The sequence below is a fragment of the Paenibacillus gorillae genome (assembly GCF_000513275.1).
In the GTDB taxonomy this organism is placed as follows: domain Bacteria; phylum Bacillota; class Bacilli; order Paenibacillales; family Paenibacillaceae; genus Pristimantibacillus; species Pristimantibacillus gorillae.
On record NZ_CBVJ010000134.1, the window covers coordinates 24,055 to 48,748 of the forward strand.

Genomic DNA, 24,694 nt, shown 5'->3' on the forward strand with positions numbered 1-24,694 from the left:
TCTCCCATCCTGTTCGAGGCGAGGCGAAAGCTCGCTCTCTCTTAGCCTGATGGTCTATACTATGAGCGAAAATGATAGGATAGAACTTTTTCCAAGGGAACACTAATCGTGGCGCAGTGCGTCTACAGGGCGCAATCGGGCCGCCTTGTTCGCCGGGAAAATACCGAATACGACGCCTACGGCCGCAGAGAAAGCAAAGGCGATCATCACCGTATTGAAAGGAACCTCGGTATGCGTACCCATGACTCTTCCAATTACAATGGATGCGATATAACCGATGCCGATACCTAATACCCCTCCCAGACCGCTTATCGTAACCGCCTCTACGAGAAACTGGAACAGGATATCACGCCGCTTTGCTCCTAAAGACTTCCGAATACCAATCTCCCGCGTTCGTTCCGTTACTGAGACAAGCATAATGTTCATAATGCCTATGCCGCCTACGATAAGTGAAATGGCCGCAACATAGAGCAGCATCGTATTCATCGTTTTATTGACCGAATTCAACGTCTCCATCGCGTCCTGCTGATTAAATACCCGGTAGCTGCTCGTATCGCCGCGGAATTTCTCCGTCAGCTTCACCTCCAGCATCGCAACGACCGTATTCATTAAATCAAGCTGTGTTACCTTCACATAGACTGTACGCACGCCGACGCTTTTGAAAAGCCGCTGAGCGGTCGATAGTGGTATAAGCACCTTCTCATCGTTGGAGCCCGACAACGAGCTTCCTTTTGCCTCTAACAGTCCTACGATTGTAAACCGGTAACCGTTGAGCAAAATAACTTTTCCAAGCGGATCATCCGTGCCAAACAGCTCCTCCGCAGTGGATACGCCGATCAAAGCCACTTTCTGGCTATTACTCTCATCAATCGGCACGATATAGCGGCCGGTCTGAACGCTAAAATCATTAACCTGCTCGTATTCGGGCGTGATGCCTTCCACCGTAACGTCCGTGCTGGTCGTATTATATTTTACGGACAGACTGCTGCTGACGACCGGGGATACCCCCTCTACATTCGGCAGATCGGCAAAAGCCATCGCCTCGTCCTTCGACAACGACGTAGCTGTTCCGCGGCCTGTAATTGTAATAGATAACAGATTCGTCCCCAGGCTGGACACTTGCTCCTCTACCTGATTAGACGAGCCTTTGCCCATTGCAACCAGCGCAATTACCGTCGCAACGCCAATCAAAATGCCTAGCATAGAGAGAGAGGTTCTAAGCTTGTTCGATAAGACGCTCTTGAACGCCATTCGGAAGCCTTGTGTGAGCTTCATTCGCACCACCCCTTTCCTCGCTGAGCACCCCGTCTCGAATAACGACCGTCCGGCCCGCCCGTTTGGCCACATCCATATCATGAGTTATAAGCACGATGGTATGGCCCTCCCGGTTAAGCTGCTCAATCATCGCCAGCACTTCTTGGCCGGTTTTCGAATCAAGCGCACCGGTAGGTTCGTCCGCCAGCAAAATCGGCGGATGAGTTGCCAGCGCACGGGCGATGGCGACACGCTGCTGCTGACCGCCCGACAGCTCACTGGGACGGTGATGCATCCGCTCGCCGAGCCCGACCTGCTTCAAAGCGTTCGACGAACGCTCCCGCCTTTCCCTTGCAGACAGTCCACGATAGATAAGCGGAAGCTCGCAGTTTTCCAGAGCAGTCAAACGGGGAAGCAGATGGAATCCTTGAAAAATAAATCCGATCTTACTGTTGCGTATTTGCGCCAGCTTATTGTCGCTTTGTCCTCTAACTTCCAGCCCGTCCAGCTTGTAGCTGCCTTCCGAGGGTGTATCCAGACAACCAATCACATTCATCAGTGTAGACTTTCCGGAACCAGACGGCCCGACGATGGCTACAAAATCGCCCCGGTTCACTTGCAGCGATACTTGATGCAGCACCGTCACCGTCTCGCGCCCCATCACATAGGATTTGGACACGCCTTTAATGTCGATTAGAACTTCTCGGCTCGCTTCTGTTCGTGTCATCGGCCGCCACCACCTGCTCCGCCGCCGCTCGCACGGGTCGTTCCGCCTCCAGCGAATCCGCCACCACCACCGCCGAATCCGCCTGCTCCGCCGCCAAAACCGCCCATTCCGCCAGGGAACATTTGCTGCTGAGAGGAAGACGACGTACTCGTGCCGACCGTTCCTTGCGGCAGCGCAATGAGTACGGAATCTCCTTCTTTAAGTCCAGATACAATTTCAACATAAGTCTCATCGCTAATCCCCGTCGTTACTTCGACCAGTTTCCCGCCTAATGCAGCACCCGGCATCCGGTTTGCTTGACCCGTTCTGCCTGACGCAGCGGCGCTTCCTGCATTGCCGCCGGTGCGTCCGTCTTGCGCGGTGCCTTGAGAACCTTGGGTACCTTGAGTGCCTTTGGCACCTTGGGTACCTTGGGTGCCTTGTGTGCCTTGAGTTCCTTTAGTACCTTCGCCTCCTTGTGTACCTCCAGCACCTTGACCGCCTTCGACACCCTCCTGCCCAGAACCGATTCCTTGCCGGGAACCCTGCGTTCCCGCAGCCGCTGTGCTGCTATCATCAGGCACTCGTACGAATGATTTGCCCATCATTTGGAGTACAGCTGCCACTGGCACTACAACAATATCCTTCTTCGATTCAATTACAATATCCGCCTGACCTGACATTCCGGCAATGATTCCTTCCGTCTCAGCAAGGGTGATTGTCACGTCGTACGCCGCAACTCCGTTAGAGGACGTACCTTCTTTTGCTAACTCCTCCACCGTGCCTTCAAACGTTTTGTCCGGCAAAGCGTTCAGATTAACACGCACAGCTTGCCCGACCTTCATTTTCGGCATATCCAGCTCATCGACCTGAATTTTAAACTTTAAAGCCGCATAGTCTACAATTTCAGCAACCGTTGCATTACCTTGCAACTCATCACCCGCTGCAATATCACCAGTTGTGACTTGGCCGCCAATTGGCGCCGTAACTTGCTTCACCTCAGACTGCTGCTCATACAAATCGGCAAGATCCGCTTTGTTCTGCTCCATGTCCAGCTTTAGCATGTCTATGTTGTTAACGATAGATTCCTTTTGTGCATCTTCGTTTTCCGTTCCTGTTGCCTGCTTGTACTGTGTTTGATACTGTTCCATCTGCATATCCTGCTTTTTGATTGACAGCTCCATTTTTTTGATCTGGCTGCTGACGTCTGCAGATTCGAAGGTAACGAGCACTTGCCCCTTTTTGACGATGTCTCCGACCTTAAAGCCGACTGTCTTCACCGTTCCGCTTGTTCCAGCCAATACCGTTGCACGATTATCGGCCGTAACTGAGCCTGTCCCGCTAATTTTCACTTCAATATTGCCTTTTGTTGCTTTTACCGTCTGTGCAGTTGGCTTCTGCGTCTCCGCCGCCTTATCGCGGAAAAAATAATAATACGCTCCCGCACCTGCAGCAACCAGAATAACAATAACTCCAATCCATAACGTCCACTTTTTCATGGGCGCATCCACCTCTCTATCGGTCATGAATAAGGACGAATATATCATCCAAAAATGAACGTTAGATGAACGAGTACCCTTTCTAATCAGAGACTTGTGGAGGCATATTGAGGTATATGTAACAATACTTTAGTGCCCGTATGGGCTTCCAGTAATTCTCCTCCTTCTTGTCTTGGTGCTGACCTCTTTTCACTTTTGTTGTTCAACAAAGTCAGATAAATACTACTAGTACCAAACTGCTGCAATATCGTTACTCAACTGCCCACCGTGTCCACTGCTAAGCGAATATTGTTCGACTAGCTACTCTGTCTTTACTGCACTAATGTTACTCAACTAACTAATCTGCACACACTGCGCCATGTACCCAACTTCCTTACTTCCAGCCACCTTTACTCCTGCAACGTTGCCAATTTCTTTAAATGCAGTACTTTCACTCTTGCCGCTATTTTATATACTTTTATTACAACAGGGGATGTTTATGGGTCCCAAACTCTGCTCCATTCTGCTTCAATCCGCTCTAACATACCAATCTCTACCCTATCAGCGAAGCACCTTCGCTATTTAACGAAGCCAAGTTCGCTGCAACCTCTAGAGACAGCTTCATTAGCTCAATTAGCGAAGCTAACTTCGCAGTTCATGAACCTTGGTTCACCATTAGCGAACTTCTCTTCGCTGTAAGATTTGACCCCCAGCATAACTGGCGATTAACGAAGTTAGCTTCGTTCTTTTGCGAACCCGCTTCGTTAATCCGCCACATCACAACAAAACCGACGCATTAGCGAAGCCAGCTTCGTTCTTTTGCGAATCTGGTTCGCTAATCACGCTCACCACAGCAAACCCCAACAGATTAGCGAAGCCAGCTTCGTTCTTTTGCGAATCTGCTTCGTTAATCCACCGCATCACAACAAAACCGACGCATTAGCGAAGCCAGCTTCGTTCTTTTGCGAACCCGCTTCGTTAATCCGCCGCATCACAACAAAACCAACGCATTAACGAATCCAGCTTCGTTCTTTTGCGAACCCGCTTCGCTATAACCCATCGTGAACAAAACACAAAAAAGCCTCCAATCGGAGGCCCAAGTTAGGCCGCCAATCGGAAGCTTTTCTATTACATCATATTCAGTTACGCCCAAGTAGGCTGTACTTTCACACGTTTGTAGCTGCTGGACGTCTCCGCAGCTGCCGATTCAGTGCTATGCGACGACGCAGATACTGCTGCAGCAGCTACCGCCACTGGAGCTTCTGCTGCTACCGCGGCAGCCTCCACACGGCTGATCGACGCGCCAAGGGATGCAAGCTTGCCTGTAATGTTCACATAGCCGCGGTCCACATGGTGAATGCCGCTAATTTCGGTCTCACCGTCCGCGCGCAGCGCCGCGCAAATAAGCGCTGCTCCTGCCCGCAGATCGGTTGCGCAAACTTTAGCCCCCGAAAGCTGAGCGCCGCCGCTTACGAAAGCGGAGCGTCCTTCAACCTTGATCTGAGCGCTCATCTTCTGGAATTCCTCAACATGCATGAAACGATTCTCAAATACCGTTTCCGTAACAACCGCCGTACCTTCTGCCACAAGGAGCAATGCCATCATTTGCGATTGCATGTCAGTTGGGAAGCCTGGATGAGGCAGCGTCTTCACATCGACTGATTTCAGCGAGCGCCCTGCTGTTACCCGGATACCGCTATCCGACTCCGATACTTCAACGCCCATCTCCTGCAGCTTCGAAATGACCGGCGTCAAATGATCGGAAATTGCACCTTCAACAAATACATCTCCGCCTGTAATCGCCGCAGCAATCATATACGTGCCTGCTTCTACACGATCCGGAATCACGTTATGCTTTGCGCCATGCATTTGATCTACGCCTTCAATGCGGATCATGCCTGTCCCCGCGCCGCGCACCTTCGCGCCCATCGCATTCAAATAATTAGCCAAATCAACGATTTCCGGTTCTTTGGCCGCATTCTCGATCGTGGTCGTACCTTCGGCAAGAGCTGCCGCCATCATAATATTTTCAGTCGCGCCGACGCTGGCGACATCCAAGTAAATTTTGGCACCCTTGAGCCGCTTTGCAACACTGGCTTCAATAAAGCCGTGACCCAGCGTAATTTCGGCGCCCATCGCCTCAAAGCCCTTCAAATGCTGGTCAATCGGTCTAGTACCGATCGCACAGCCGCCCGGAAGCGAAATCCGTACTTTGCCGATACGGGCAAGCAGCGGTCCCATTACCAGGAATGATGCCCGCATTTTACGAATCAATTCATACGGTGCTTCAAAGGATGTAATCGATGCCGCAGAAATGCGCATCGTCTCATTGTTATAGCTTAATTTGGCGCCCAGTGACGCCAGTACCTGCTGTATAGTCATCACGTCATCGAGGAGGGGTACGTCACAGATGACGCTGTCTCCTTCCGCTGCGAGCAAAGAGGCCGCCAATATAGGGAGTACTGCATTTTTAGCACCGCTGACACGGACAGTTCCCGACAAGCGCTGGCCTCCGCGGACGATAATTTTGGTCATCTTATAGTTCCCTCCGCGAACTGATTTTCGTTCATCGCTTTTATTCATCCAACCTTCATCATAGCATTAATTTACACAAATCGACAAGCATAAAATAAAATCCAAATGTTACCTGCTAATTCCATCGCAAGAATTGCTTTTTTATAAGAAAAAAGTGTCGAATGATGTGCTTGAGCGGCGTTTTTAACATGTTTCCCAATGAGATCCGTACGTTTCGCGTCGATCGGCGGCGAATAGCGGCATAAGCTGTACCGGCATACAGGCAAAAGCAGGCAGCATTGTGGTCTTCATCCCGCGATTTATAACTATTCGGACACTATTGTCATTTTCGTACCGTCATGTATTACCCATTGTTGACTCTTTTCGCGATTGTTATTCGACAAAACTCCTCAGCATGACCGACCAGGACCAATAGTCCAGAATAAAGCCGGCGAACGCATGCCCCAGTATAACCGCAATTAATATTTGAACCATGCGAGCCTTTGGACTGCGCGGAGATTTGAAAAAAGTATCCATTTTCACTTCCTGCAAAATGTACCATACAAAAATAATGCTGATGATAGTCACGACAATGGAAAATAACCCAGTCACTCCAGTTGTCGTTGCAATATCTCTTGCCATTTGCTCGGTGCCCATGAACATCCTCCTGCTTATTCATCCGATCCTGCCTATTGCTTAGACGTATAACCGGAACAATAATGTTGTATACTCTGCCCGGCTCGCCTTCGCATCCGGCTGGAACCGATTGCCCTCTTTGCCCGAGACACTGCCCTTTAGCTTCAAAGCTTGCAGCATGGGAGCGGCCCAATGCAATTTGGAAACATCGGCATAGGGTGCAGAAGTAGGCTGAATCGGCTTCACACCATCCGCCTGGCCGACAATGACAGTCATCTCGGCACGCGTGACGGGCTGATCCGGCTTAAATTGACCGCTCGGGAACCCCTTGATCCAGCCCTGCTCTACTGCCCTTCTGATGGCGTCATACGCCCAGTGCTTTGAGTCGACATCTTTAAATCGAACGGTGTTTGCCGGCTTTAGCAGCGATACAGGCTTATAGGCTTTCACCACCATCGCCACCGCTTCTGCACGAGTAATCGGCCGATCCGGTTCAAACACATATTTTCCCGTTCCCGACACAATGCCGCGGCTGTTCATAGCCACGATCGCTTCCTTGGCCCAGTGGTCGCTTATATCGCGAAAACCCGCTGTCAGTTCATCGGCATTAATTCGGAAACGGTAGTATTGATTATCGAAAGGTGCGTTAGATGTCAGTTTAACATAATAGACCCCTGGTTGAAAAAGCCTTCCGTTTGCTTCAAGACTGCCAGAGCTGCCCGTGGACTGAGAGAAAATAAGCTTTTGCTTCTTATCATAGGCTTCCAGCTTCATTTTAAAGCCTTCCGGAACGTCTTTGAGCCGCATATCGACGATACTTGGTTTTTGCAGGCGAAGCTGAAACCAGTCAACATCATTTTTTGTGCCGATTACCCCTACATACTCCGTACCTGGACTAACCAGTAATGCTTCATAATACTTATCATTTGGTTCGTTCGGATCATCATATTTCGGACTGTACTCCAGCTTCAGTGTATATGTGCCGACGGTTGGGCTCGCCTCCGCCGAAATCGCATTATGGACGCGAATATAATACTTGCCTGGAGTAACGGTGAGAAGCGGCGATTGCTCCGTCTCTCCTTCATGCTGATCATCATAGACAACGAGCGTCTGACCTGCCCGCTGAACAGCGAGCCCGGGATCGATGCGCACTGTGTTTGTGCTTAGTCTCAGTCTGAGCGTGCCGCTATGCGTAAAATTGATGACATACCAATCGCGGTCGGCGGTCTGATGGAAACTTCCGTTAATTGTCTGGCTGCGCGGCTGAAGCGTAAAAGCTGAATACGTCTTGTCGTTAGACTCGTATGCATCCTCAGCCATTCGAAAGGAGACGTTCAGCATATAAGGCAGCCTCGTATTGTTACCGGCGTTGATCGCCTCCATTAACACAAGCTGGCGTCCTTTGCGAACCTTCCATTCCATACCCCGGGTCCCCAGCTTCGTCTCTTCCGATTTCAGCAGCTTGCCATCCGCATAATGCGAGAGGCGAATGGGCGGCGCTGTTTTCCCTTGCGGAAGCATGGACTCATAGCGGAGGTTCAACACCCCATCATAAGGAGCATCGATTGCATACCAATCCTTATCCCCGCCAGTCTCAAGTACGGCTGTAAGCTGACTAGGTAACGGAAAATAGCTCGCTTGGCTCATCCGATCGTTCGGCTCGTATCCGTCCGCTTTCAAAGAAGTGGTCACAGCTTTATCGATTTGCAGCAGCCCGTAACCGGATTGATTATCAAAACCTCGTGCACCGATATCCTTGGCCGTCTGGCGAAGCAGCTCCCGAATTTGATAGGGCTTCATCTCCGGGTAACGCGCCCAGATGAGCGCAGCAGCCGCTGCAACTTGCGGAGCGGCCATCGATGTGCCCTCTTCCTTCTTATACCGGCCGCCGACGGCCGTCGTATACACATTCCACGGAGCAACCAGATCCAGCTCGGGTCCAGGGTTGGATCGCGCGTCCGGCCTGCCGTCCGCTTGGGCTCCGCCAACGGCAAGCACCGTCGGATAGGCAGCCGGATATTTCACGGCAGCCTTGCTGCCTAGATTTACGCCGTCATTGCCGGCCGCGGCGACGAGCAGAGCGCCTTTGCTCTCTGCATAATCCACAATATCCAGCATGTACGGCGAATAACGATAAAGCCCCACCGACAGCACGATAATTTTTGCCTGTTTGCGTACAGCGTACAGAATTGCTTCTCCTAGCTCCTGCTCTGTACCGTCCCCGCGGTGGTCCAACGCCTTGATCGGCATGAGCTTCGCTTTCCACAGAATGCCTGCCACACCGGTTCCATTATTGCCGGAAGCTGCAATAACTCCGGCAACACTCGTGCCGTGTCCATTATCATCATCCGGGGGCTGGTTCGGCTGGACAAGGTTGATGCCATTCACCAAGTTATCCTTCAAATCCGGATGATTCAGATCGACACCTGTATCAATTACAGCAATCGTCAGCAAGGTTTGCGTCCGAACGCTCTTCCACGCTTCCAGTGCGCCGATCTGCTTAAGGTAGATCTGTTTGCCCAGCTCCGGGTCGTTGGCTTCACCGTTATCAGCTGCAGCCGCCTGCAGCATTCGCTGCTCCGAAGCGCCGTCTCCTTCCGCAGACGGTTCATTTAATACGTGCACCGGACTATTCGGTTGCACGTATTCTACGCCCGGCGTGCTCCTAAGACCGTGCAGCCAAGGCTCTATGTCTGCGCACGGATCAGCGGGCGCGATGAGATCAACTGCCGTCTCACTTTGACGGCGGAGCAGCACCGTCCCGTGCAGCGCATGAGCATGCTCGGGACTGCTCCACTTGAGGAGCCACCCATGCGGCGACACCTCAGCAGAGGCTGGCCGCGCCTGCACCCGCTGCCCTTCAACTGAAGAGGCAGGCGCGGCGCAGGCGCAAATAAGCGCCGCCAGCAATAGCATGGCGACTGCCCTTTTGTATGGGTAAGGGTGCCAGAGAGGAAATTTCATTTATTGTGCCTCGGTAACTTCATATTTAGTAGGGCTGGCGAAGTGAAAATTTGTATGCAATAGAAGAATGAACAATTTTTTTATTCTATCGTTATACAGTTCGCTTTACCGACTAAATTTTCCTTTCCTATTATAAATACACGACAAAAGACCTATGAAAAACAGCTTATCTTTTAAGTTTCTGGATGCATCTGCTTATATACCCCGCTGTGCCCAGCTCCGCAATTTCTGAGCTTCTATTTACGTACCCCCATTCTCTGTTTCTTAAACGAAACGGTGACTAATCGTATATATGCTGCCTATCGCAGAAAATGAACTCCGCCACAAATTGTTAACCGCTTACTTACTAAAAAAAAGCTGACCGCCGCGAAATCAGGTTCCGCTGCCGTCAGCCTATGCCCGCCTCCAATTCTGACAAATCTGTTATCCCAGACCGATAAATAAATCACTGCGAATGGAGAAAACTGCTTGAATCCAGTCCATAAGCGGACCTGGCATCAAGCCTAATGCAACGGTCGCCCCGGCACAGAGCCATATGACGATTCCCGTCGGCACTGACACTCTAATCTCGTTTTCCTCTTCACTGCTGGAACGCATGAACATTTGACGAATAATGGAGAAGTAGAAATAGTAGGAGATTACGCTGCTGATCACCATAATGGCAACAAGCCAGTAGACCTTCGCGCTGGCAGCTCCCATCAGAATGAACAACTTGGCAAAAAAACCGCCGCTCACCGGCAGACCCGCTAGCGATAGAACAAAAACAACCATCGCTGCAGCGGTCCATGGCGCCCGGTAATAGAGTCCCGAGAAGCCCTTTAGCTCCTCATGCCCAGCTGCCCGGCTGATGACGGTCAACACGGCGAATGCGCCCATCGTCATCAACAGGTAGACCATAAGATAAAAAATAAACTCAGAGACGTTGCTGCTGTGGACGGACGTGAAATTCAGTCCCATCGGTACCAGCAAATAGCCGGCATTCGCGACTCCCGACAAGGCAAGCAGACGTTTCATCTGCCGCTGGCGCAGCGCAGCGGTCGTCCCGACAAGCATGGCTGCTGCTGCCAGAACGAGCAGAGCAAGATAGACATCATTGCCCACTGGCTTAGCGCTGCCTCCCCCTCCTCCAGAGATGAAGAAGGCGCTGTTATAGACAATGCGCAGTACTGCCGCCAGTGCCGCCCCCTTCGACACAACGGCCAGAAACGCCGAGACCGGCGTCGGAGCGCCCTGATAGACATCGGGTGCCCAGGCATGGAAAGGCGCAGCCGCAATCTTAATTGCAAAACCGGCAATGAGGAGGAAGAAGCCGGCATACATGAGCGCTGGATAGCTAGCCATAGCCTCGGGAAGGGCTGTCCTGAAATCACCGAGATCTACCGAACCTGTTAATCCATACAAGTAGGACATGCCGAATAATATAAAGGCAGAAGAAATACCGCCGGTCACTACATATTTAAAAGCCGCCTCCGCCGATTTGGATGATCGTCTTCGCAAGGCAACCAGCACATAGCTGGTAATGCTGAGCAACTCCAAACCAATATACAGTGTAACCAGGTTGCCGGAGGAGGCCATGATCATGGCTCCAATTGCAGCAGGCAGCAACAAGTAGAACAGCTCGGCACGATCGGTAATATCTTTATCCTGTTTAACTGAACCTAGCGCTATTAGCGCTGCGAGCGCCGTGCCTGCCAGAAACACCAGCTTCAACAGGCTGGCGAATTGGTCAACCACGTAGCTTGCGCCAAGAAGTTCAATAACTTGGCCAGCTTCCCTGCCGCTGTCCTGCAATTGAATAAGCCGATAGACAACGAATCCGGCGGAAGCAAGCAGCCCGGCAACGGTCACCCAGCCGATCGACAATCGGCTGACCCTTTGCGGCAGCAGCAGATCGGCAACGACTAGAAGAAGAAAGACGGCAGCAAGGCATAGCTCGGGAGCCATGTTCAGCATATCCGGCCACGTCAGAGGCAAAAACGAAACACCCTCGTACATTTGCTAACCCCCCCGCCCTTGTTGCAAGTATTGGATGAATCAGCGTCTCGTAGCTGTAATGAAGCGTATCGGTCAGCATGGACGGATAACAGCCAAGCAGTATGATCACGGCCAGCAGCACAATCATGGGAACGGCCTCCACTAGCCGGGCATCCTTGGCTGCTGCATATTGCTGATCCATTGGTCCGAATGTCACCTTCAACACGCTGCGCAGCACATAAGCCGCCGTCAAAATAATGCCAAGCAGCGCAAGACCGGCCAGCCATGGATGCGATTCGAACAGGCCGAGCAGCGACAGCAGCTCGCCAATAAAGCCCGAAAGCCCTGGCAGGCCAAGCGCTGCCAATCCTCCTGCAAGCAGCATGCCGCTCATGAATGGCATGCTGCGCGCCAGTCCGCCAAGCTGCGGCAGCTCCGTCGTCTTCGTCCGTTCATAGAAGCTGCCAACCAACAAGAATAGCAGCGCCGAGATCAGGCCGTGAGAGACGAGCTGGAATACTGCGCCCTGCAGGCCGATTTCGTTAAAAGCGGCAAAGCCGAGCAGCACGATTCCCATATGGCTGATTGAAGAATAGGCGAGCACACGCTTCAAATCCTTCTGCCGGAAAGCAATTAATGCCCCGTACAGAAGATTGACCAGACCCAGCACCGCTAGAACGACAGCCCATGCTTTCGCCTGTTCCGGAAATAAATAAATGCCGAAACGGAGCATGCCGTATGCCCCCATCTTAAGCAGTACGCCCGAGTGAATCATAACGATGGAAGGCGGAGCTTCCGTGTGCACCTTCAGCATCCAGGTGTGGAAAGGAAAGATCGGGAGCTTAATGCCAAAACCGACCAAGAGCAAAACGAATAGCGTCCATTGCATCGTATCGCTCATATGGAACGGGTTAAGTCCGCCCAGCGCCTCAGACGTAAGGTTGACCCATGCGGTCGGGTCCGTCATGTTTTTCGCCAAATCGGCATAATTGCCGCTATAGATAAACTCAAGAATATTCCCAGTCTGCTCTATGTGAAAGCCAGCCGTATTAACGAGAATAATGAATGCGATAAGCAAAATTGCTGAGCCAATGCCGTTATAGATTAGAAACTGATTAGCGGCCCGCTCGCGATTGAAGTAACCCCATATCCCGATCAGGAAGTACATGGCGATAATCGTCAGCTCGAAAGAAATGAAGAACAAAAAGATATCCCGTGCGAGAAACACGCCCAGCATTCCCGCTTCAAGCAGCAGAAACCATGCGTAAAAAGCTTTCCAGCGCTTTTTCACATGAACCGAGGCAAATGCAGCCATCGCCGTCACTAAAGCGGTCAGAATGACGAGCGGTAGCGATAATCCGTCAACGCCAACCGCATATTGAATAATGAACTTGTAGCTCGTAACGCCTTCAAGCGTCTCTTTGTTAAGCGGAACCTCCACCCAAGCCGCTTGCTCCTCATAGCCGCTGACGCCTTGCATATTCACAAAGTCAGAATAGAGCAGGCATGAAAGAATCAGCGGCACGAGCGTCGTAATAATCGCCGCAGCATGCAGCCATCGGTTGCGCTGGCTCGGCAGCAGCATTACAACGAGCATTCCGGCTAGCGGCGAGGCCAGCATAATCGATAGAATCGGCCAATCAGAGAGAATGTTCATTACCAGAACCTCCTTCCGACGATAGCCACGATTAGAACGATACAGCCGATTAGCGCTGCCAAACCATAGGTTTGAACCTTGCCGTTGCTAAGTCTCGCTGCCAGCCTGCCTGCGGCAGTCGTCAGCGATCCCGTCATCCGGACGGTTCCGCCGATTACATATTCGTCGAATGCAGCAAGCGTAGTACCGAGCCCGCGCAGCGGTTTTACAACAATTACCCGATACAATTCATCGAGGTAGTAGCCTCTTTCGACTGTTCTCAACAGTCCTGGAAGCTTCTCCGCCATCAAGCCATTTCGGATGCTTTTCTTCACAAAGAACAGCCAGCCCAAGTAAATGCCCAATGCGCCTACACCGATGGAGGCCACCATAGCTGCAATACCTGAGCCATGCGCAGCTTCGGCAGCTCCCGAGCCGTTCAGCCAGCCGCTTAACCAGCCATTCCACGGTGTTTCAACGAACCCGGCAACGACTGATATAGCTGCAAGAACAATCATCGGTATCGTCATGACAGTACCCGATTCTTTCACCGCTGGATGCCCGCTTCGCGGCTTGCCTGCAAAGACCAGGAAGAACAGTCTCGACATATAGAGAGCTGTGCAGAACGCTGCTGCAAGCCCAACGACGAACAGCACCGGACTTTTCGTCCAAAGCAGTTGCCAGAATGGCATCCTTGGACCAAAAGCCGGAGAAGGGCGGTATGCCCGACAACGCAAGCGCGCCAATAGCGAAGGTCCAAGCCGTTGTCTTCATCTTGACGCCAAGACCGCCCATTTCCCGGATATCCTGCGTATGTACCGCATGGATAATGCTGCCGGCCCCCAAGAAGAGCAGCGCTTTGAAGAAGGCATGCGTGAACAGATGAAAGATGCCTCCTGATACCGAGCCCAAACCGATCGCCATGACCATATAACCTAACTGGCTGACCGTCGAGTAAGCCAGAATCCTTTTGATATCATTCTGGGCTAGCGCTATCGTTGCGGCAAATATCGCGGTGAAGCCGCCTATATACGCCGTCGTCTGCATCGCAGCTTCCGATGCGCTTATGATGTCGAACGTTCTTGCGAGCAAGAACACGCCAGCAGCGACCATCGTCGCGGCATGAATAAGCGCACTGATCGGAGTCGGCCCCTCCATTGCATCCGGAAGCCATACATGCAGCGGAAACTGGCCGGATTTGCCGATGGCGCCGACAAAGATGAGCAGCGCAATGAGCGTCGTAATGCCCGAAGTCATCACGCCGGATTGCCCCTCGTGAAAGACGTTGTAAATATTAGTGAAGTCCAGCGCATGACCCGGCATATACCAGAACAGCAGCAGGATCGCTAACAGCAGTCCTGCATCACCGATACGTGTGACGATGAACGCTTTTTTCGCTGCAGCACGAGCGGCTGGCCTCGCATACCAGAAGCCGATTAACAGGAACGAGCATACCCCGACCAGCTCCCAGAAAATATAAAGCAGCAGCATATTGTCCGCCAGCACCAGCCCGATCATCGAGAAGGTAAACAAAGCGACATAGCCGTAAAAAACGGTGATCCGTTCGTCATTTTTCATATAGCCTGCAGAGTAGACGTTAACTGCCAAGCTGACAGTCGTTATGACCACAAGCATAAGCGAAGTCAGATTCGTCACTTCGAAGCCAAGACGCAGCGTATAGTCGCCGATGACGATCCATTTAAAGCTGCTTATGCTGTAATCGACGGCGTCGGGGCCCAACCGCTCGAACAAGACCAGCAGCGATAGAAGGAATGCCGCTAACGAGCCGGCAGACCCAAGCAGCATAGCTGTCGTCCGATAGCTTCTGCCTAGTGCAATTAGGAGCAGAAACGCCGCCAGCGGGAATACCGGGATGAGCCAAGCCAATTGCGTATAAAATTCCATTTGCTTGCGTCACCTCCTCATTTCATCATATTCGTCGACATTCACCGTACCTCTGGCGCGGAACAACGCAATTAATATCGCCACGCCAACTGCAGCCTCTGCAGCGGCTACCGTTATCGTGAATAGCGAGAACACTTGCCCGGTCAAGGAGGGCACAACCCCATATTTGGAGAATGCGATCAGATTCAAATTGACGCCGCTTAGCATCAGCTCTACCGACAGCAGAACGACTACTGCATTCCGTTTCACAAGCGCCCCGTACAAGCCGATGCAAAACAAGATCGCCGCCATCGTTAAATAGGATGGAAGCATGCTACTCCGCCTCCTTCGTCTGCAATTGAACCGCCTGCTCCGTTGAACCGCCGTCGATGCCCGTATCTTCGCCTGCAGTGCCATCCAGCTTCTCCGGCAAGCGGCGCGCAATGGCGATTGCCCCAATAAAAGCGACCGTCAGCAAAATCGACAGCAGCTCGAACGGCACAATGTAACCCGTATAGAGGAGCTGGCCGATCTTCATCGTATTGTCCTCCCCGCCTTGGAAAGGAAGCGGTTTGGGAAAGTCCGTCGTGCGGATGGCATAGAACAATAAGCCGAATAGCGCCAGAGCGCCAATCGCAGCAAGCCCTTCGTGAAGCGGCAGCACCTTTTCCGTACCGGCATCCTGATGATTCGTCATCATAATGCCGAAGATCATAAGAATAGACACCGCGCCGGCATAAATGAGCACCTGCACGAATGCGACGAACTCCGCCTCCAGCAGCACAAACATGCCCGCCAGTCCGAGAAATACGCCAGCCATGGAAATCACCATATGGACGACCTTTTGGAGGCTGATCATCAGTACGGCGCCGCAAACGATGATGGCGGAAAATATAAAAAATGCCACGAACTCGCCGTTAAACTCGATATTAAACAATTACTTGGCGCCCCCTTTGGCCGGTGCTCCGATATTGTTGTTGTCTTTGCGTACAAGCGTATTGTTGTCGGTCAGCCACTGCGCGTCCTTGAACAAGTCGTCACGGCTGAAGGCCGACAGCTCGAAGTGATTCGTCATAACGATCGCCTCCGTCGGGCATACCTCGGTGCAAAGATCGCATAGGATGCAAATTTCGAAATTAATATCGAAGGTATCGATCACCTTCCCTCTTTTTTCAGGGTCGGGATTCGGCTTGCCAGTCAGCGTAATGCAATCCGTCGGACAAATTCTCGCACACTGGTTGCAGACGATGCATAGCTCCGGTATAAAATGCTGAATGCCCCTGAACCGGTCCGGCATTTCAAAAGGTACATCAGGGTAGGAAGTGGTTACTTTAGGCGAGGCCATCGCTTTCAGCGTGACGCCAAGCCCGCGAAACAATCCTTTCATCGTCCCTGCCTCCTATTATCCTTTTATGAAAACCTCAATATAGACAGCCGTAAGGAATACGTTGAGCAGTGATACCGGGAGCAGCACCTTCCAGCCAAGCCCCATCAGCTGATCGACACGAATACGCGGAAAAGTTGCCCGTATCCAGAACAGGAAAAAGACGATGAAAGCAAATTTCAGCAGAAACCATAGGATACCCGGCACAAATTCGAGAAACGGCGCAGGCGCCTGCCAGCCGCCGAGAAACAATACGGTAGTGAGCGCTGCAATCGCATAGACATACACATACTCCGTCAGCATGAAGAAAGCGAAGCGGAAGCCGCTATATTCCACATGATAGCCTGCGACCAGCTCCGATTCCGCCTCGGGTAAATCGAACGGCGTCCGGTTGAGCTCCGAGACAGCGGCGATGATAAAGACAGCAAAGCCGATAATTTGCGGCAGGAAGTTCCAGTTCCAGAACCAACCTCCGCTTTGCGCCTCGACAATATCCCGCAGATTCAAGCTGCCGCTCAGCAAAATAACGCCAACAACAGAGATCACAAGCGGCACCTCATAGCTGATCATTTGTGCCGCAGAGCGCATACCGCCGAGCAGCGCATACTTGTTGTTGGAAGCCCATCCGCCAAGTACAATAGCGAGCGTGGAAATACCGGATAGCGCGACATAATAAAGCAAGCCGACATTCAAATCGGCGAAATAAAGCTTCTGGGTGTATGGAATAACCGCCAGTACAGTAAATGCCGGCACGTAAGCAAGTATGGGGGCCAGTGTAAAAAGAAGCCGGTCCGCCTTCCGCGGAATCGTATCCTCTTTAATGAGCAGCTTCAATATATCAGCTACAGTCTGGAGCAAGCCTAGCGGCCCTACCCGGTTCGGCCCTTGGCGGAATTGCATCCAGCCGATTACTTTTCGTTCGAAGTAAATTGCATAGGTCACGAAGCCCAGGACGATCATTAGGAAAACAGCGCCCCAAAGAAAGATGACTACCGCATTGCCCCAGGTCATCGGTCCGTTCAGCCAGGCGCCCATCAGCAATCGACCTCCCCGACGACGATATCAACGCCGCCCAGAATCGTAATTAAATTCGTCATCGTCTCCCCGATAAGCAGCTTGGGCAATATTTGAAGGTTCACGAAGGATGGACGACGGAACTTCAGCCGGTACGGCTCTGCCTTGCCTTTGGATACGATATGGCAGCCAATCTCGCCTCGCGGCGATTCAATTCGTGTATATACCTCTCCGGCAGGCGGCCGGATCGCCCGGGGCACCTTGCCCATCGTCTCGCCGCTGCTCGGAAATTGCACGATCGCCTGCTTCAATATGCGCAGGCTTTGGCGGATTTCCTCCAGCCGGATGCGATAGCGGTCATAGCAATCGCCGTTTTGTCCGAGCGGCACGTCGAATTCAAAGCGGCTGTACAGGCTGTACGGCTCCGCTTTGCGCAAGTCCCAGTCGACACCAGTACAGCGCAAATTGGCACCGGATAGTCCATAATCAATGGCTGTTTCCGCATCATATTTGCCGATGCCTTTAATGCGGGCCAGAAAGATTTCATTGCCGCTGACCAGCTTATCGTACTCGCGAAGCTTGCCTTCCATATAGGGAATAAACTCGCTCACCTTATCGATCCAGCCGGGAGGAGCATCCCATTTCACGCCGCCAACCCGCATGTAATTGTAGGTCAGGCGGGCGCCGCACAGCTCGTTGAACAAATTAATAATCGTCTCGCGGTCGCGAAACGCATATAGAAATGGACTCATCGCGCCGATATCAAGCAGGTAGGTACCCCACCAGACCAGATGACTCGCGACCCGCTGCAGCTCCATTACGATGAGGCGCAAAAACTCAGCCCGCTCCGGCACTTCCAGCCCCATCATCGTCTCCACAGCATGAACGAGAACGTAATTGTTAGTCATAGCGGAGACATAGTCCATCCGGTCGGTATAAGGAATGATTTGTGTATAGTTCAATTGCTCGGCAAGCTTCTCCGTGCCGCGGTGCAAGTAACCCATGACCGGAGTTGCCTCGGTAATGACTTCACCGTCAAGTTTGACTACGATGCGAAACACACCATGTGTGCTAGGATGCTGAGGACCAACGTTAAGCAGCAGTTCTTCGGTACGAATCACGAGCGGCTTACACCTCCGAGTCTAACGGTTCATAATCTTTGCGAAGCGGATGCCCGGCCCAATCGTCCGGCATCATAATGCGCCGCAAATCGGGATGCCCGGGAAAAACAATGCCCAGCAGATCATAAATTTCACGTTCATTCCAGTTAGCTGTTGCCCATACCGGCGTGGCAGAGGACACTTCCGGCTTCTCGCGGTCGGCTTTTATCTTCACGGCCAGCTCCCGCCCGCTCCGCAGCGAGACGAGATGATAGACGACCTCCAGATGCGTCTCGTAATCAACGCCGGATACGTTGCGCAAATACGTAAAATCATTCTCTATCTTCAATAGTTCCGCTATGCTGCGCCAATACTCATTCTTTACGATGAGCGTCGGCATATGCCCGTTTAATTCGTTAATATAAGCATCCTCTAGCGCTTCGTCTGCCACCTCACGGCGAATGAGCGCAGTTACCGCGTCCAGCTCCGGCTGTTTGGGCGACGGGGGTGGCGGCGCTGAGGCCTCTGCCGCTTCTGCCGTCTCTGCGGCTGCTTTCGCCGCAGCCCGGGCTGCGCGCGCTTCTGCAGCCGCTTTCAGCTTCGCTGCTTTCTCCGGATCTGCTGCCTCGACCGACTGCTGCGCAGCTGTCTGCCCCGCTTCCGCAATCGGCGTCGTCTCAGCTGCCTTCTGCTTCTCGTCCTTCTCAGCATCCGCCGGTCCTGACTCCTGCTGCGCCTTCTTCTCCTCTTCGCTCACCTGCCGGTCACCCGCTTCCCGGTCTTCGCTTCATAGCGGATTTTCTCCTGCAGCTTGTTGATCCCGTAGATCAGCGCTGCCGGATTAGGCGGGCATCCTGGAATATAGACATCCACAGGAACGATTTGATCAACGCCTTTAATAACAGCGTAAGATTTCACATACGGACCGCCTGCCGTTGCACAAGAGCCCATAGCAATAACCCATTTGGGCTCAGGCATTTGGTCATAAAGTCTGCGCAGCAAAGGGCCCATCTTCTTTGTCACCGTGCCGGCCACGATCATAACGTCTGATTGGCGCGGCGAAGTACGGAACATGACGCCGAACCGGTCAAGATCATAATGGGATGCGCCTGTTCCCATCATTTCTATGGCGCAGCAAGCCAGGCCAAAGGTCAGCGGCCAGAGGGAATTGCTTCGCGCCCATGCTTTCAACTGCTCCAGCGTACCCATGAAAACGTTCCGTTCCAGCTCGCAGCGTTCTTCCAGCGAGATCGACTCTAAACTGAATTCCATTGCAGCACCTTCTTCTTCCATGCGTATAGAAGTCCAATGAGCAGCATTCCAGTGAAGATAAACATCTCAAACAGCACAAATAAGCCGAGCTTGTTGTACGCTACGGCCCAAGGGTATAAGAAAACGGTTTCCACATCAAAAATGACAAACATCAGTGCAAACAAATAATAACGGATGTTAAACCGCACTTGCCCTTCCCCAACCGGCTCATTGCCGCTTTCGTAGGTGGTCTGCTTCGGGTCGGTCGGTTTATGCGGTCTGAGCAGCCTGCCTGCGGTCAACGCCGCAGCGGGCAGCAAAATGCCAAGCACAATAAAAATAGCCACAACGACATACTGGTTAACGTAGTTGTCCACGCAATCGCCTCCGTCATTTGTGAAGTGCAGCAGACCCATGCCGCTTGGTCCAATTTTCCTCACAATTATAACAAATGCTGCCACAATCGTCTATGACGGAGTTGCGTCTCCAGCTTGTCCCGCGCCGCTCTGTTGAGCCTTTCCGCCGCTCACAGCCGTGTTTGGCGCCTCATAAGAAGCCTTTACCGGATTGTCCCCTTTCGACCGGACAGAACGCTTGCCGGTTATGAGGGCAAAGAGCAGTAAAAGCATCGGAATAACGACACCGAGTGTTAGACTAAACGGGGTCCATATTCGCATGGAAAAAAATTCGGCATGCGCAGAATTGCGGTACACAGCAATTGATAAGGGAACAACGATGAAGACAAATGGAACAATAAGCGGCCGGTAGGTTTTCAAATTGAGCATTTGAGCTGCCATCAGCGTAGCCCCGTAGAACGTCATCATCAGCTTCATAAATACAGTGCTCACCCAGACGATGGCTACCGTCACCTCCACCCGGACGATAACATCCTCCACGTTGATCGTTTTGGCCATATCGTATATTGCAAACGGGCTGCGGCGGGTTTCGTCGACACCAAGCACGCCAAGCAGCAGTACGCTGATCCCGACGCTAAACACTGCAATGAACAAAGCAGAAAGCTTCAAGTGCTTGCGCAGCTTGGCTCGGTCGTTCTGCTTCACAAATGGAAAGAACATCGTCATGACGACGAATTCGCCCAGCGGGAAGCCCAGAATGGGATAGACGCCTTTAATTGGACGCAGCCAGCCATCATAGAGAAATGGCTCAAAATTTTTCGGATCGAACTGATTGGTAAGCAGCAGCATAATGACCATAATGACCAGAAACGTCCAGCCGAACAGCAGTTCACCGGAGCGAGCGATCGTCTCAATGCCCAGATAAGCACCATAGGCAATGACGAACATGAACGTAGATGAAATAACCCAGCTCGGCGTTCCGGGAAGTACAGACAAGCCGAGAAAATCGACAATGTTCCGGAGGACGAGAGCACTGAGCAGCAGGAAGAAGCAGACGTAGAGCAGCGTCAGCACTCTTCCCAGCCAGCTTCCGAGTATTTTTTCCGTATATTGTGAAAGGGTCAGCCCCGGAAAGCGATCGGCCAGCGCCAAATAGAGCAGCAAAAACCAATAATTCATCGGACCTGCGATCGCCATAGAGATCCAGGCATCCTGTCTGGCGATTGCGACTACGGCCGTCGGCACCATCAGACCCGCGGTGCCAAGCGCGTATAGAAACAGCATCTTGGCCAGCTGGCTGGCCCCTATGAATTGGTTGTTCAATCTGCTATTCCCGCTCATTCCATTCCCTCCGTGATCCAGTCCGTAATCGGCTTGCTGATCGGCATATACAGCTCCGTTATCCAATCCACCGGATTGGGGACCTGCACCTGCATTAGCAGACATACACAATAAGCTGTACCCAGAACCAATATGACGATCGCCCAGACCGCCTCCCGGACCTGCCTCAGCTTCATTCGGCGGCGCACAATACCGATGCCCCAAAGAGCCGCCATTACAATGACCATAAACGAAAGCACCATACGCTTTTCCTCATTTCACAATAGACTCTCCGCGGACCCCCGTATCGGTAATTTTCGTCTTCACCTTCAACTCATGACGGACCTTCGGATAGACCGTTTCCCAATCTTTATCGATGGATTTCCATAGAGATGGCTTTTGCATATAGATCAGCCTGCCCCAGCCGAATGTATCCAGCTTCAGCTTTTGCTGCAGCTTCACGATAACAGCCTGTACTTCCTCTTCAATTGCCTTATCGATTAATTTGCCGATCGTATCGAGCTCCGTTTCCTTATCTACCGGCAAATCGGGGCACATGATCTCCTTCACGCTGCCTTCCGGCCGGATATCGACCTTTATAATGGGCAGGCCATCCCCGGACTTGCGCGGCGTCATTTTCACTTTCGCATCGTTAATCTCGACCATTAAGTAACCGTCGGAATCGGGACAATTCGTCTTCATGACCGTACTTCTGACCTTGCTCAGCATCCAGGACAAACCCTGCGATTCTTTTACAGTCAAAAAGCCCTTTAACTTACCTTCCTTCAAGACCGCCATCGTACTGAGCTTTGGCTGAACGTCCGGATGAATCCGCTTCATGTTTTTCTCATCATTCCCAGCCGTCGCATCGCCTTCAAGTGTAATAGCCGGAATCGCGACCTGCTGTTTTTCTTGTAAAGCCATGCGGGTAATGTCCTGTACCCTGACCATGTAGTCCATGCCGAGCGCACTCTCGTTAATTTCAAGCGTATCGTACATTTGATTAGCCGGAATCGCATCCATTTGTGTGGTCGTCTGAAGCATTTGCTCGGCTGTAGCACCTCTGGCAATCATCACCGCAATGTCACCCCGGATATCGGGATTACGCTCGATAAGATCCAGCAGCGGATAAACGCCCTTCCGAGCGGCCTGTTCTCCGATAATAAGAAGCCGCGTATGAGAGAAAAAAAGCCTCCGCGACGTCTTGCGGGTCATCTTGCGAATCGCCTCGAACAGCGTATCCCCCGTTTCTGTAAAGGTTGTTACCGCCATCCCTTCCGCCGCAAGTTTGTTGCCCGCAGCCGCGTTCTGAGCCAGGACCGTCTGCATCGTCACGCGCAACTGCTGCTTGCCCGTCGGATCGCTATCGATGCCCATAGCCATTACGACACTCAGACGGTCAAGATAGCGCAAATCCCAGCAGCTGTTCAGCAAGACCATCGCCAGTAGCAGCAATGCCACGGCACCCGCAATTTTTGCTCTGCGTCTGAATGACAGGGGAAGGCAGTTCCTCATTGCACCGGCTCCTGTCCTTCAAGCTCCTTCGTATCCATGTCCGCGCGCACCAGATTATCGACAGCAATGGCCTGCGGGCGCTCCTTCATCATCCAAATGGGAGCCCGCAGGAGCGTATCCTTCCAATCCTTCCGAAACATTGGCGAGAACGGCTTCATATACGGCATGCCTAAAGAGCGCAAATTACTGAGGTGCAACAGCAGGAGCAGCAGCACAATTGAAATGCCGTAAAAGCCAAGCGTAGATGCAGCCATCAGCAGCAAAAACCGCAAGAGGCGCGCTGCGATGCCCAGATTATAGGTCGGCGAGACGAAGCTGGTAATCGCTGTAAAAGCAACAACGATAACGACGGGCGGCGAGACGATACCGGCTTCCACAACCGATTGTCCGATAACCATACCGCCTACAATGGAGATTGCGTTGCCTACGATGGTCGGCATTCGCACAACCGCCTCACGCAATATTTCAAATACCAGCTCCATAATGAAAGCTTCCAAATAGACAGGGAAGGGAACCCCTTCACGCTGTGCTACCAGCTTCAAGAGCAGTGGCGTTGGAATCATCTCCTGATGATACCCGACAACAGCGACGTAGACTGAAGGCATTACTAGAGCCAATACGTATGAGAAGAAGCGAAGCAAACGTAAAAAGGTAGCGACGTCATAGCGCTGATAATAATCCTCCGCCGCTTGAAAAAACATATTCAACTCCGTAGGGACAACAAGTACAAAGGGTGTCCCGTCTACCAGAATGGCAATGCGGCCTTCCAGCAGATTGGAGGCGATGACGTCGGGGCGTTCATTGTTCAGTATTGTTGGAAAAGGCGTCCACTTCTGATCAGTGATCAGCTCTTCGATATAGCTGCTCTCCAATATGCCGTCAATATCGATCGCATCAAGCCGGTCACGCAAATCCTGCAGCGTGTCCTCACTCGCCAAGCCCTTCATGTACATGATGCAGACAGGGGTCTGCGTCTCACGACCAATCGTTTTTTGCTCCATCCAAAGCTTGGGGCTTCTAATCTTTCGCCGGATCAGGGCCGTATTGACACGCAAGGCTTCGACAAAACCTTCCCGGGGGCCGCGAATCGCAGTCTCGGTCTTCGGCTCCTCCACCGCGCGCCTTTCACCCCCTACGCAGGAAGATGTCAGCGCGGTATTGCATCCGTCCAGCAATATAAGCGCGTTGCCGAGAAATAATCCTTCAAACAGCTTCTTCCAATCTTTCGCCTCTTCCACCCGGCCTGCCGCCACTATTTTATTTTTCAACTCATCCTGTACTTTTGCCGGGTCGCTTGGTCTCGCCTGGAACGGGACGGATAACATCGGCTGAATGATTGATTCATTCATGCGGTATTCATCAACTAAGCCCTGCACATAAATGAGCGCAGCTTCAATGGATCCGCCCTCTCCTTCGAGCGAAAGCTCGCGGACGACGATATCATTGCTGTTGCCCATCTCGGATTGCAGCTGCTTAATATTAGCAGCGAGTACGGGAGACAACGGCTCCTGCTCATAGTCGCCTAATTGATTTTGCTGAACCTCTTTTTCTCTATCCTCTTGTTTCTTTGATTTCTTTCGGCCTCGGCTGAGCATATAATCACTGAACATCTTTTCGTTCCCTCCTGCCGCGCGTCCATTAGTACCAATTAGGATATCTATTTCATGGAATAATATGCGTCTCACGAGATTTGGGCGCGTACAAAAGC

General features: G+C 52.1%; 19 protein-coding genes and 2 pseudogenes. All 21 read right to left on the minus strand.

Annotation, left to right across the window (positions count from 1 at the left end):
* Nucleotides 1–102: 102 nt before the first annotated feature.
* The 21 genes and pseudogenes from TY10_RS25550 to TY10_RS25650 all read right to left on the minus strand — a co-directional run bounded on the left by TY10_RS25550 (nt 103) and on the right by TY10_RS25650 (nt 24,596).
* Complete coding sequence (locus TY10_RS25550) at nt 103–1,275, minus strand: ABC transporter permease (protein WP_042170170.1); 1,173 nt, start codon at nt 1,273–1,275, stop codon at nt 103–105.
* The gene (locus TY10_RS25555) at nt 1,217–1,981 is read right to left on the minus strand and encodes an ABC transporter ATP-binding protein (protein ID WP_042170172.1); all 765 of its coding nucleotides are present in this window, start codon (nt 1,979–1,981) and stop codon (nt 1,217–1,219) included. The genes TY10_RS25550 and TY10_RS25555 overlap by 59 nt, the downstream gene beginning before the upstream one ends.
* A complete protein-coding gene (locus TY10_RS25560) occupies nt 1,978–3,459 on the minus strand; it encodes an efflux RND transporter periplasmic adaptor subunit (protein ID WP_042170175.1) in 1,482 nt (493 codons plus the stop codon). The genes TY10_RS25555 and TY10_RS25560 overlap by 4 nt, the downstream gene beginning before the upstream one ends.
* 1,122 nt (nt 3,460–4,581) lie before the next feature.
* Complete coding sequence (gene murA / locus TY10_RS25565; protein ID WP_042170178.1) at nt 4,582–5,973, minus strand: UDP-N-acetylglucosamine 1-carboxyvinyltransferase; 1,392 nt, start codon at nt 5,971–5,973, stop codon at nt 4,582–4,584.
* A gap of 372 nt (nt 5,974–6,345) precedes the next feature.
* On the minus strand, nt 6,346–6,609 hold the full coding sequence (locus TY10_RS25570) for a DUF1146 domain-containing protein (RefSeq protein ID WP_042170180.1): 264 nt from the start codon (nt 6,607–6,609) through the stop codon (nt 6,346–6,348).
* Nucleotides 6,610–6,648: 39 nt separating this feature from the next.
* The gene (locus tag TY10_RS25575; protein WP_081735494.1) at nt 6,649–9,552 is read right to left on the minus strand and encodes a S8 family peptidase; all 2,904 of its coding nucleotides are present in this window, start codon (nt 9,550–9,552) and stop codon (nt 6,649–6,651) included.
* Nucleotides 9,553–9,975: 423 nt separating this feature from the next.
* Nucleotides 9,976–11,547 (minus strand): NADH-quinone oxidoreductase subunit N, encoded by a 1,572-nt coding sequence (locus TY10_RS25580; RefSeq protein ID WP_042170183.1) that lies wholly within the window; start codon nt 11,545–11,547, stop codon nt 9,976–9,978.
* A gap of 28 nt (nt 11,548–11,575) precedes the next feature.
* A pseudogene (locus TY10_RS25585) lies at nt 11,576–13,183 on the minus strand (complex I subunit 4 family protein); the annotation flags it as partial.
* Nucleotides 13,183–15,067: pseudogene (gene nuoL, locus TY10_RS25590) on the minus strand (NADH-quinone oxidoreductase subunit L). The pseudogenes nuoL and TY10_RS25585, both read right to left, overlap by 1 nt.
* 9 nt (nt 15,068–15,076) lie before the next feature.
* The gene (gene nuoK, locus TY10_RS25595) at nt 15,077–15,379 is read right to left on the minus strand and encodes an NADH-quinone oxidoreductase subunit NuoK (protein ID WP_042170186.1); all 303 of its coding nucleotides are present in this window, start codon (nt 15,377–15,379) and stop codon (nt 15,077–15,079) included.
* A gap of 1 nt (nt 15,380) precedes the next feature.
* Entirely contained in the window at nt 15,381–15,983 is a 603-nt protein-coding gene (locus TY10_RS25600) for an NADH-quinone oxidoreductase subunit J (protein WP_081735495.1), read from the minus strand.
* Nucleotides 15,984–16,433, minus strand: coding sequence for an NADH-quinone oxidoreductase subunit NuoI (gene nuoI / locus TY10_RS25605; protein ID WP_042170189.1), 450 nt, complete (start codon nt 16,431–16,433; stop codon nt 15,984–15,986). It abuts the gene before it with no gap.
* 15 nt (nt 16,434–16,448) lie between these two features.
* A complete protein-coding gene (gene nuoH / locus TY10_RS25610) occupies nt 16,449–17,465 on the minus strand; it encodes an NADH-quinone oxidoreductase subunit NuoH (protein ID WP_042170192.1) in 1,017 nt (338 codons plus the stop codon).
* Nucleotides 17,465–18,565, minus strand: a complete 1,101-nt coding sequence (locus TY10_RS25615) for an NADH-quinone oxidoreductase subunit D (RefSeq protein WP_042170195.1) — start codon at nt 18,563–18,565, stop codon at nt 17,465–17,467. Before TY10_RS25615 ends, nuoH begins: the two co-directional genes overlap by 1 nt.
* Nucleotides 18,566–18,572: 7 nt before the next feature.
* Nucleotides 18,573–19,301, minus strand: a complete 729-nt coding sequence (locus TY10_RS25620) for an NADH-quinone oxidoreductase subunit C (RefSeq protein WP_042170197.1) — start codon at nt 19,299–19,301, stop codon at nt 18,573–18,575.
* Nucleotides 19,298–19,816, minus strand: coding sequence for a NuoB/complex I 20 kDa subunit family protein (locus tag TY10_RS25625; protein ID WP_042170200.1), 519 nt, complete (start codon nt 19,814–19,816; stop codon nt 19,298–19,300). The genes TY10_RS25620 and TY10_RS25625 overlap by 4 nt, the downstream gene beginning before the upstream one ends.
* Nucleotides 19,801–20,211: an NADH-quinone oxidoreductase subunit A gene (locus TY10_RS25630; RefSeq protein WP_042170286.1), complete on the minus strand. Its 411-nt coding sequence runs from the start codon at nt 20,209–20,211 to the stop codon at nt 19,801–19,803. The genes TY10_RS25625 and TY10_RS25630 overlap by 16 nt, the downstream gene beginning before the upstream one ends.
* 51 nt (nt 20,212–20,262) lie before the next feature.
* Nucleotides 20,263–21,492 (minus strand): GerAB/ArcD/ProY family transporter, encoded by a 1,230-nt coding sequence (locus TY10_RS25635; protein ID WP_042170203.1) that lies wholly within the window; start codon nt 21,490–21,492, stop codon nt 20,263–20,265.
* A complete protein-coding gene (locus TY10_RS30875; RefSeq protein WP_042170206.1) occupies nt 21,489–21,734 on the minus strand; it encodes a hypothetical protein in 246 nt (81 codons plus the stop codon). The genes TY10_RS25635 and TY10_RS30875 overlap by 4 nt, the downstream gene beginning before the upstream one ends.
* Before the next feature lie 10 nt (nt 21,735–21,744).
* Entirely contained in the window at nt 21,745–22,986 is a 1,242-nt protein-coding gene (locus tag TY10_RS25645) for a Ger(x)C family spore germination protein (protein WP_042170209.1), read from the minus strand.
* A complete protein-coding gene (locus TY10_RS25650) occupies nt 22,983–24,596 on the minus strand; it encodes a spore germination protein (protein ID WP_042170211.1) in 1,614 nt (537 codons plus the stop codon). Before TY10_RS25650 ends, TY10_RS25645 begins: the two co-directional genes overlap by 4 nt.
* Nucleotides 24,597–24,694: the final 98 nt, after the last annotated feature.

What these genes read in the sequence shown, in the direction of transcription:
- TY10_RS25555 (WP_042170172.1), bottom strand. Translation starts at nt 1,981, where the DNA reads ATGACACGAACAGAAGCGAGCCGAGAAGTTCTAATCGACATTAAAGGC.
- TY10_RS25550 (WP_042170170.1), bottom strand. Translation starts at nt 1,275, where the DNA reads ATGAAGCTCACACAAGGCTTCCGAATGGCGTTCAAGAGCGTCTTATCG.
- nuoH (WP_042170192.1), bottom strand. Translation starts at nt 17,465, where the DNA reads ATGGGCGCCTGGCTGAACGGACCGATGACCTGGGGCAATGCGGTAGTC.
- nuoK (WP_042170186.1), bottom strand. Translation starts at nt 15,379, where the DNA reads ATGCTTCCATCCTATTTAACGATGGCGGCGATCTTGTTTTGCATCGGC.
- murA (WP_042170178.1), bottom strand. Translation starts at nt 5,973, where the DNA reads ATGACCAAAATTATCGTCCGCGGAGGCCAGCGCTTGTCGGGAACTGTC.
- nuoI (WP_042170189.1), bottom strand. Translation starts at nt 16,433, where the DNA reads ATGAAAGGATTGTTTCGCGGGCTTGGCGTCACGCTGAAAGCGATGGCC.
- TY10_RS25560 (WP_042170175.1), bottom strand. Translation starts at nt 3,459, where the DNA reads ATGAAAAAGTGGACGTTATGGATTGGAGTTATTGTTATTCTGGTTGCT.
- TY10_RS25575 (WP_081735494.1), bottom strand. Translation starts at nt 9,552, where the DNA reads ATGAAATTTCCTCTCTGGCACCCTTACCCATACAAAAGGGCAGTCGCC.
- TY10_RS25570 (WP_042170180.1), bottom strand. Translation starts at nt 6,609, where the DNA reads ATGGGCACCGAGCAAATGGCAAGAGATATTGCAACGACAACTGGAGTG.
- TY10_RS25630 (WP_042170286.1), bottom strand. Translation starts at nt 20,211, where the DNA reads ATGGGTCTGCTGCACTTCACAAATGACGGAGGCGATTGCGTGGACAAC.
- TY10_RS25650 (WP_042170211.1), bottom strand. Translation starts at nt 24,596, where the DNA reads ATGTTCAGTGATTATATGCTCAGCCGAGGCCGAAAGAAATCAAAGAAA.
- TY10_RS25635 (WP_042170203.1), bottom strand. Translation starts at nt 21,492, where the DNA reads ATGAGCGGGAATAGCAGATTGAACAACCAATTCATAGGGGCCAGCCAG.
- TY10_RS25580 (WP_042170183.1), bottom strand. Translation starts at nt 11,547, where the DNA reads ATGTACGAGGGTGTTTCGTTTTTGCCTCTGACGTGGCCGGATATGCTG.
- TY10_RS25625 (WP_042170200.1), bottom strand. Translation starts at nt 19,816, where the DNA reads ATGGAATTCAGTTTAGAGTCGATCTCGCTGGAAGAACGCTGCGAGCTG.
- TY10_RS30875 (WP_042170206.1), bottom strand. Translation starts at nt 21,734, where the DNA reads ATGGTGCTTTCGTTTATGGTCATTGTAATGGCGGCTCTTTGGGGCATC.
- TY10_RS25645 (WP_042170209.1), bottom strand. Translation starts at nt 22,986, where the DNA reads ATGAGGAACTGCCTTCCCCTGTCATTCAGACGCAGAGCAAAAATTGCG.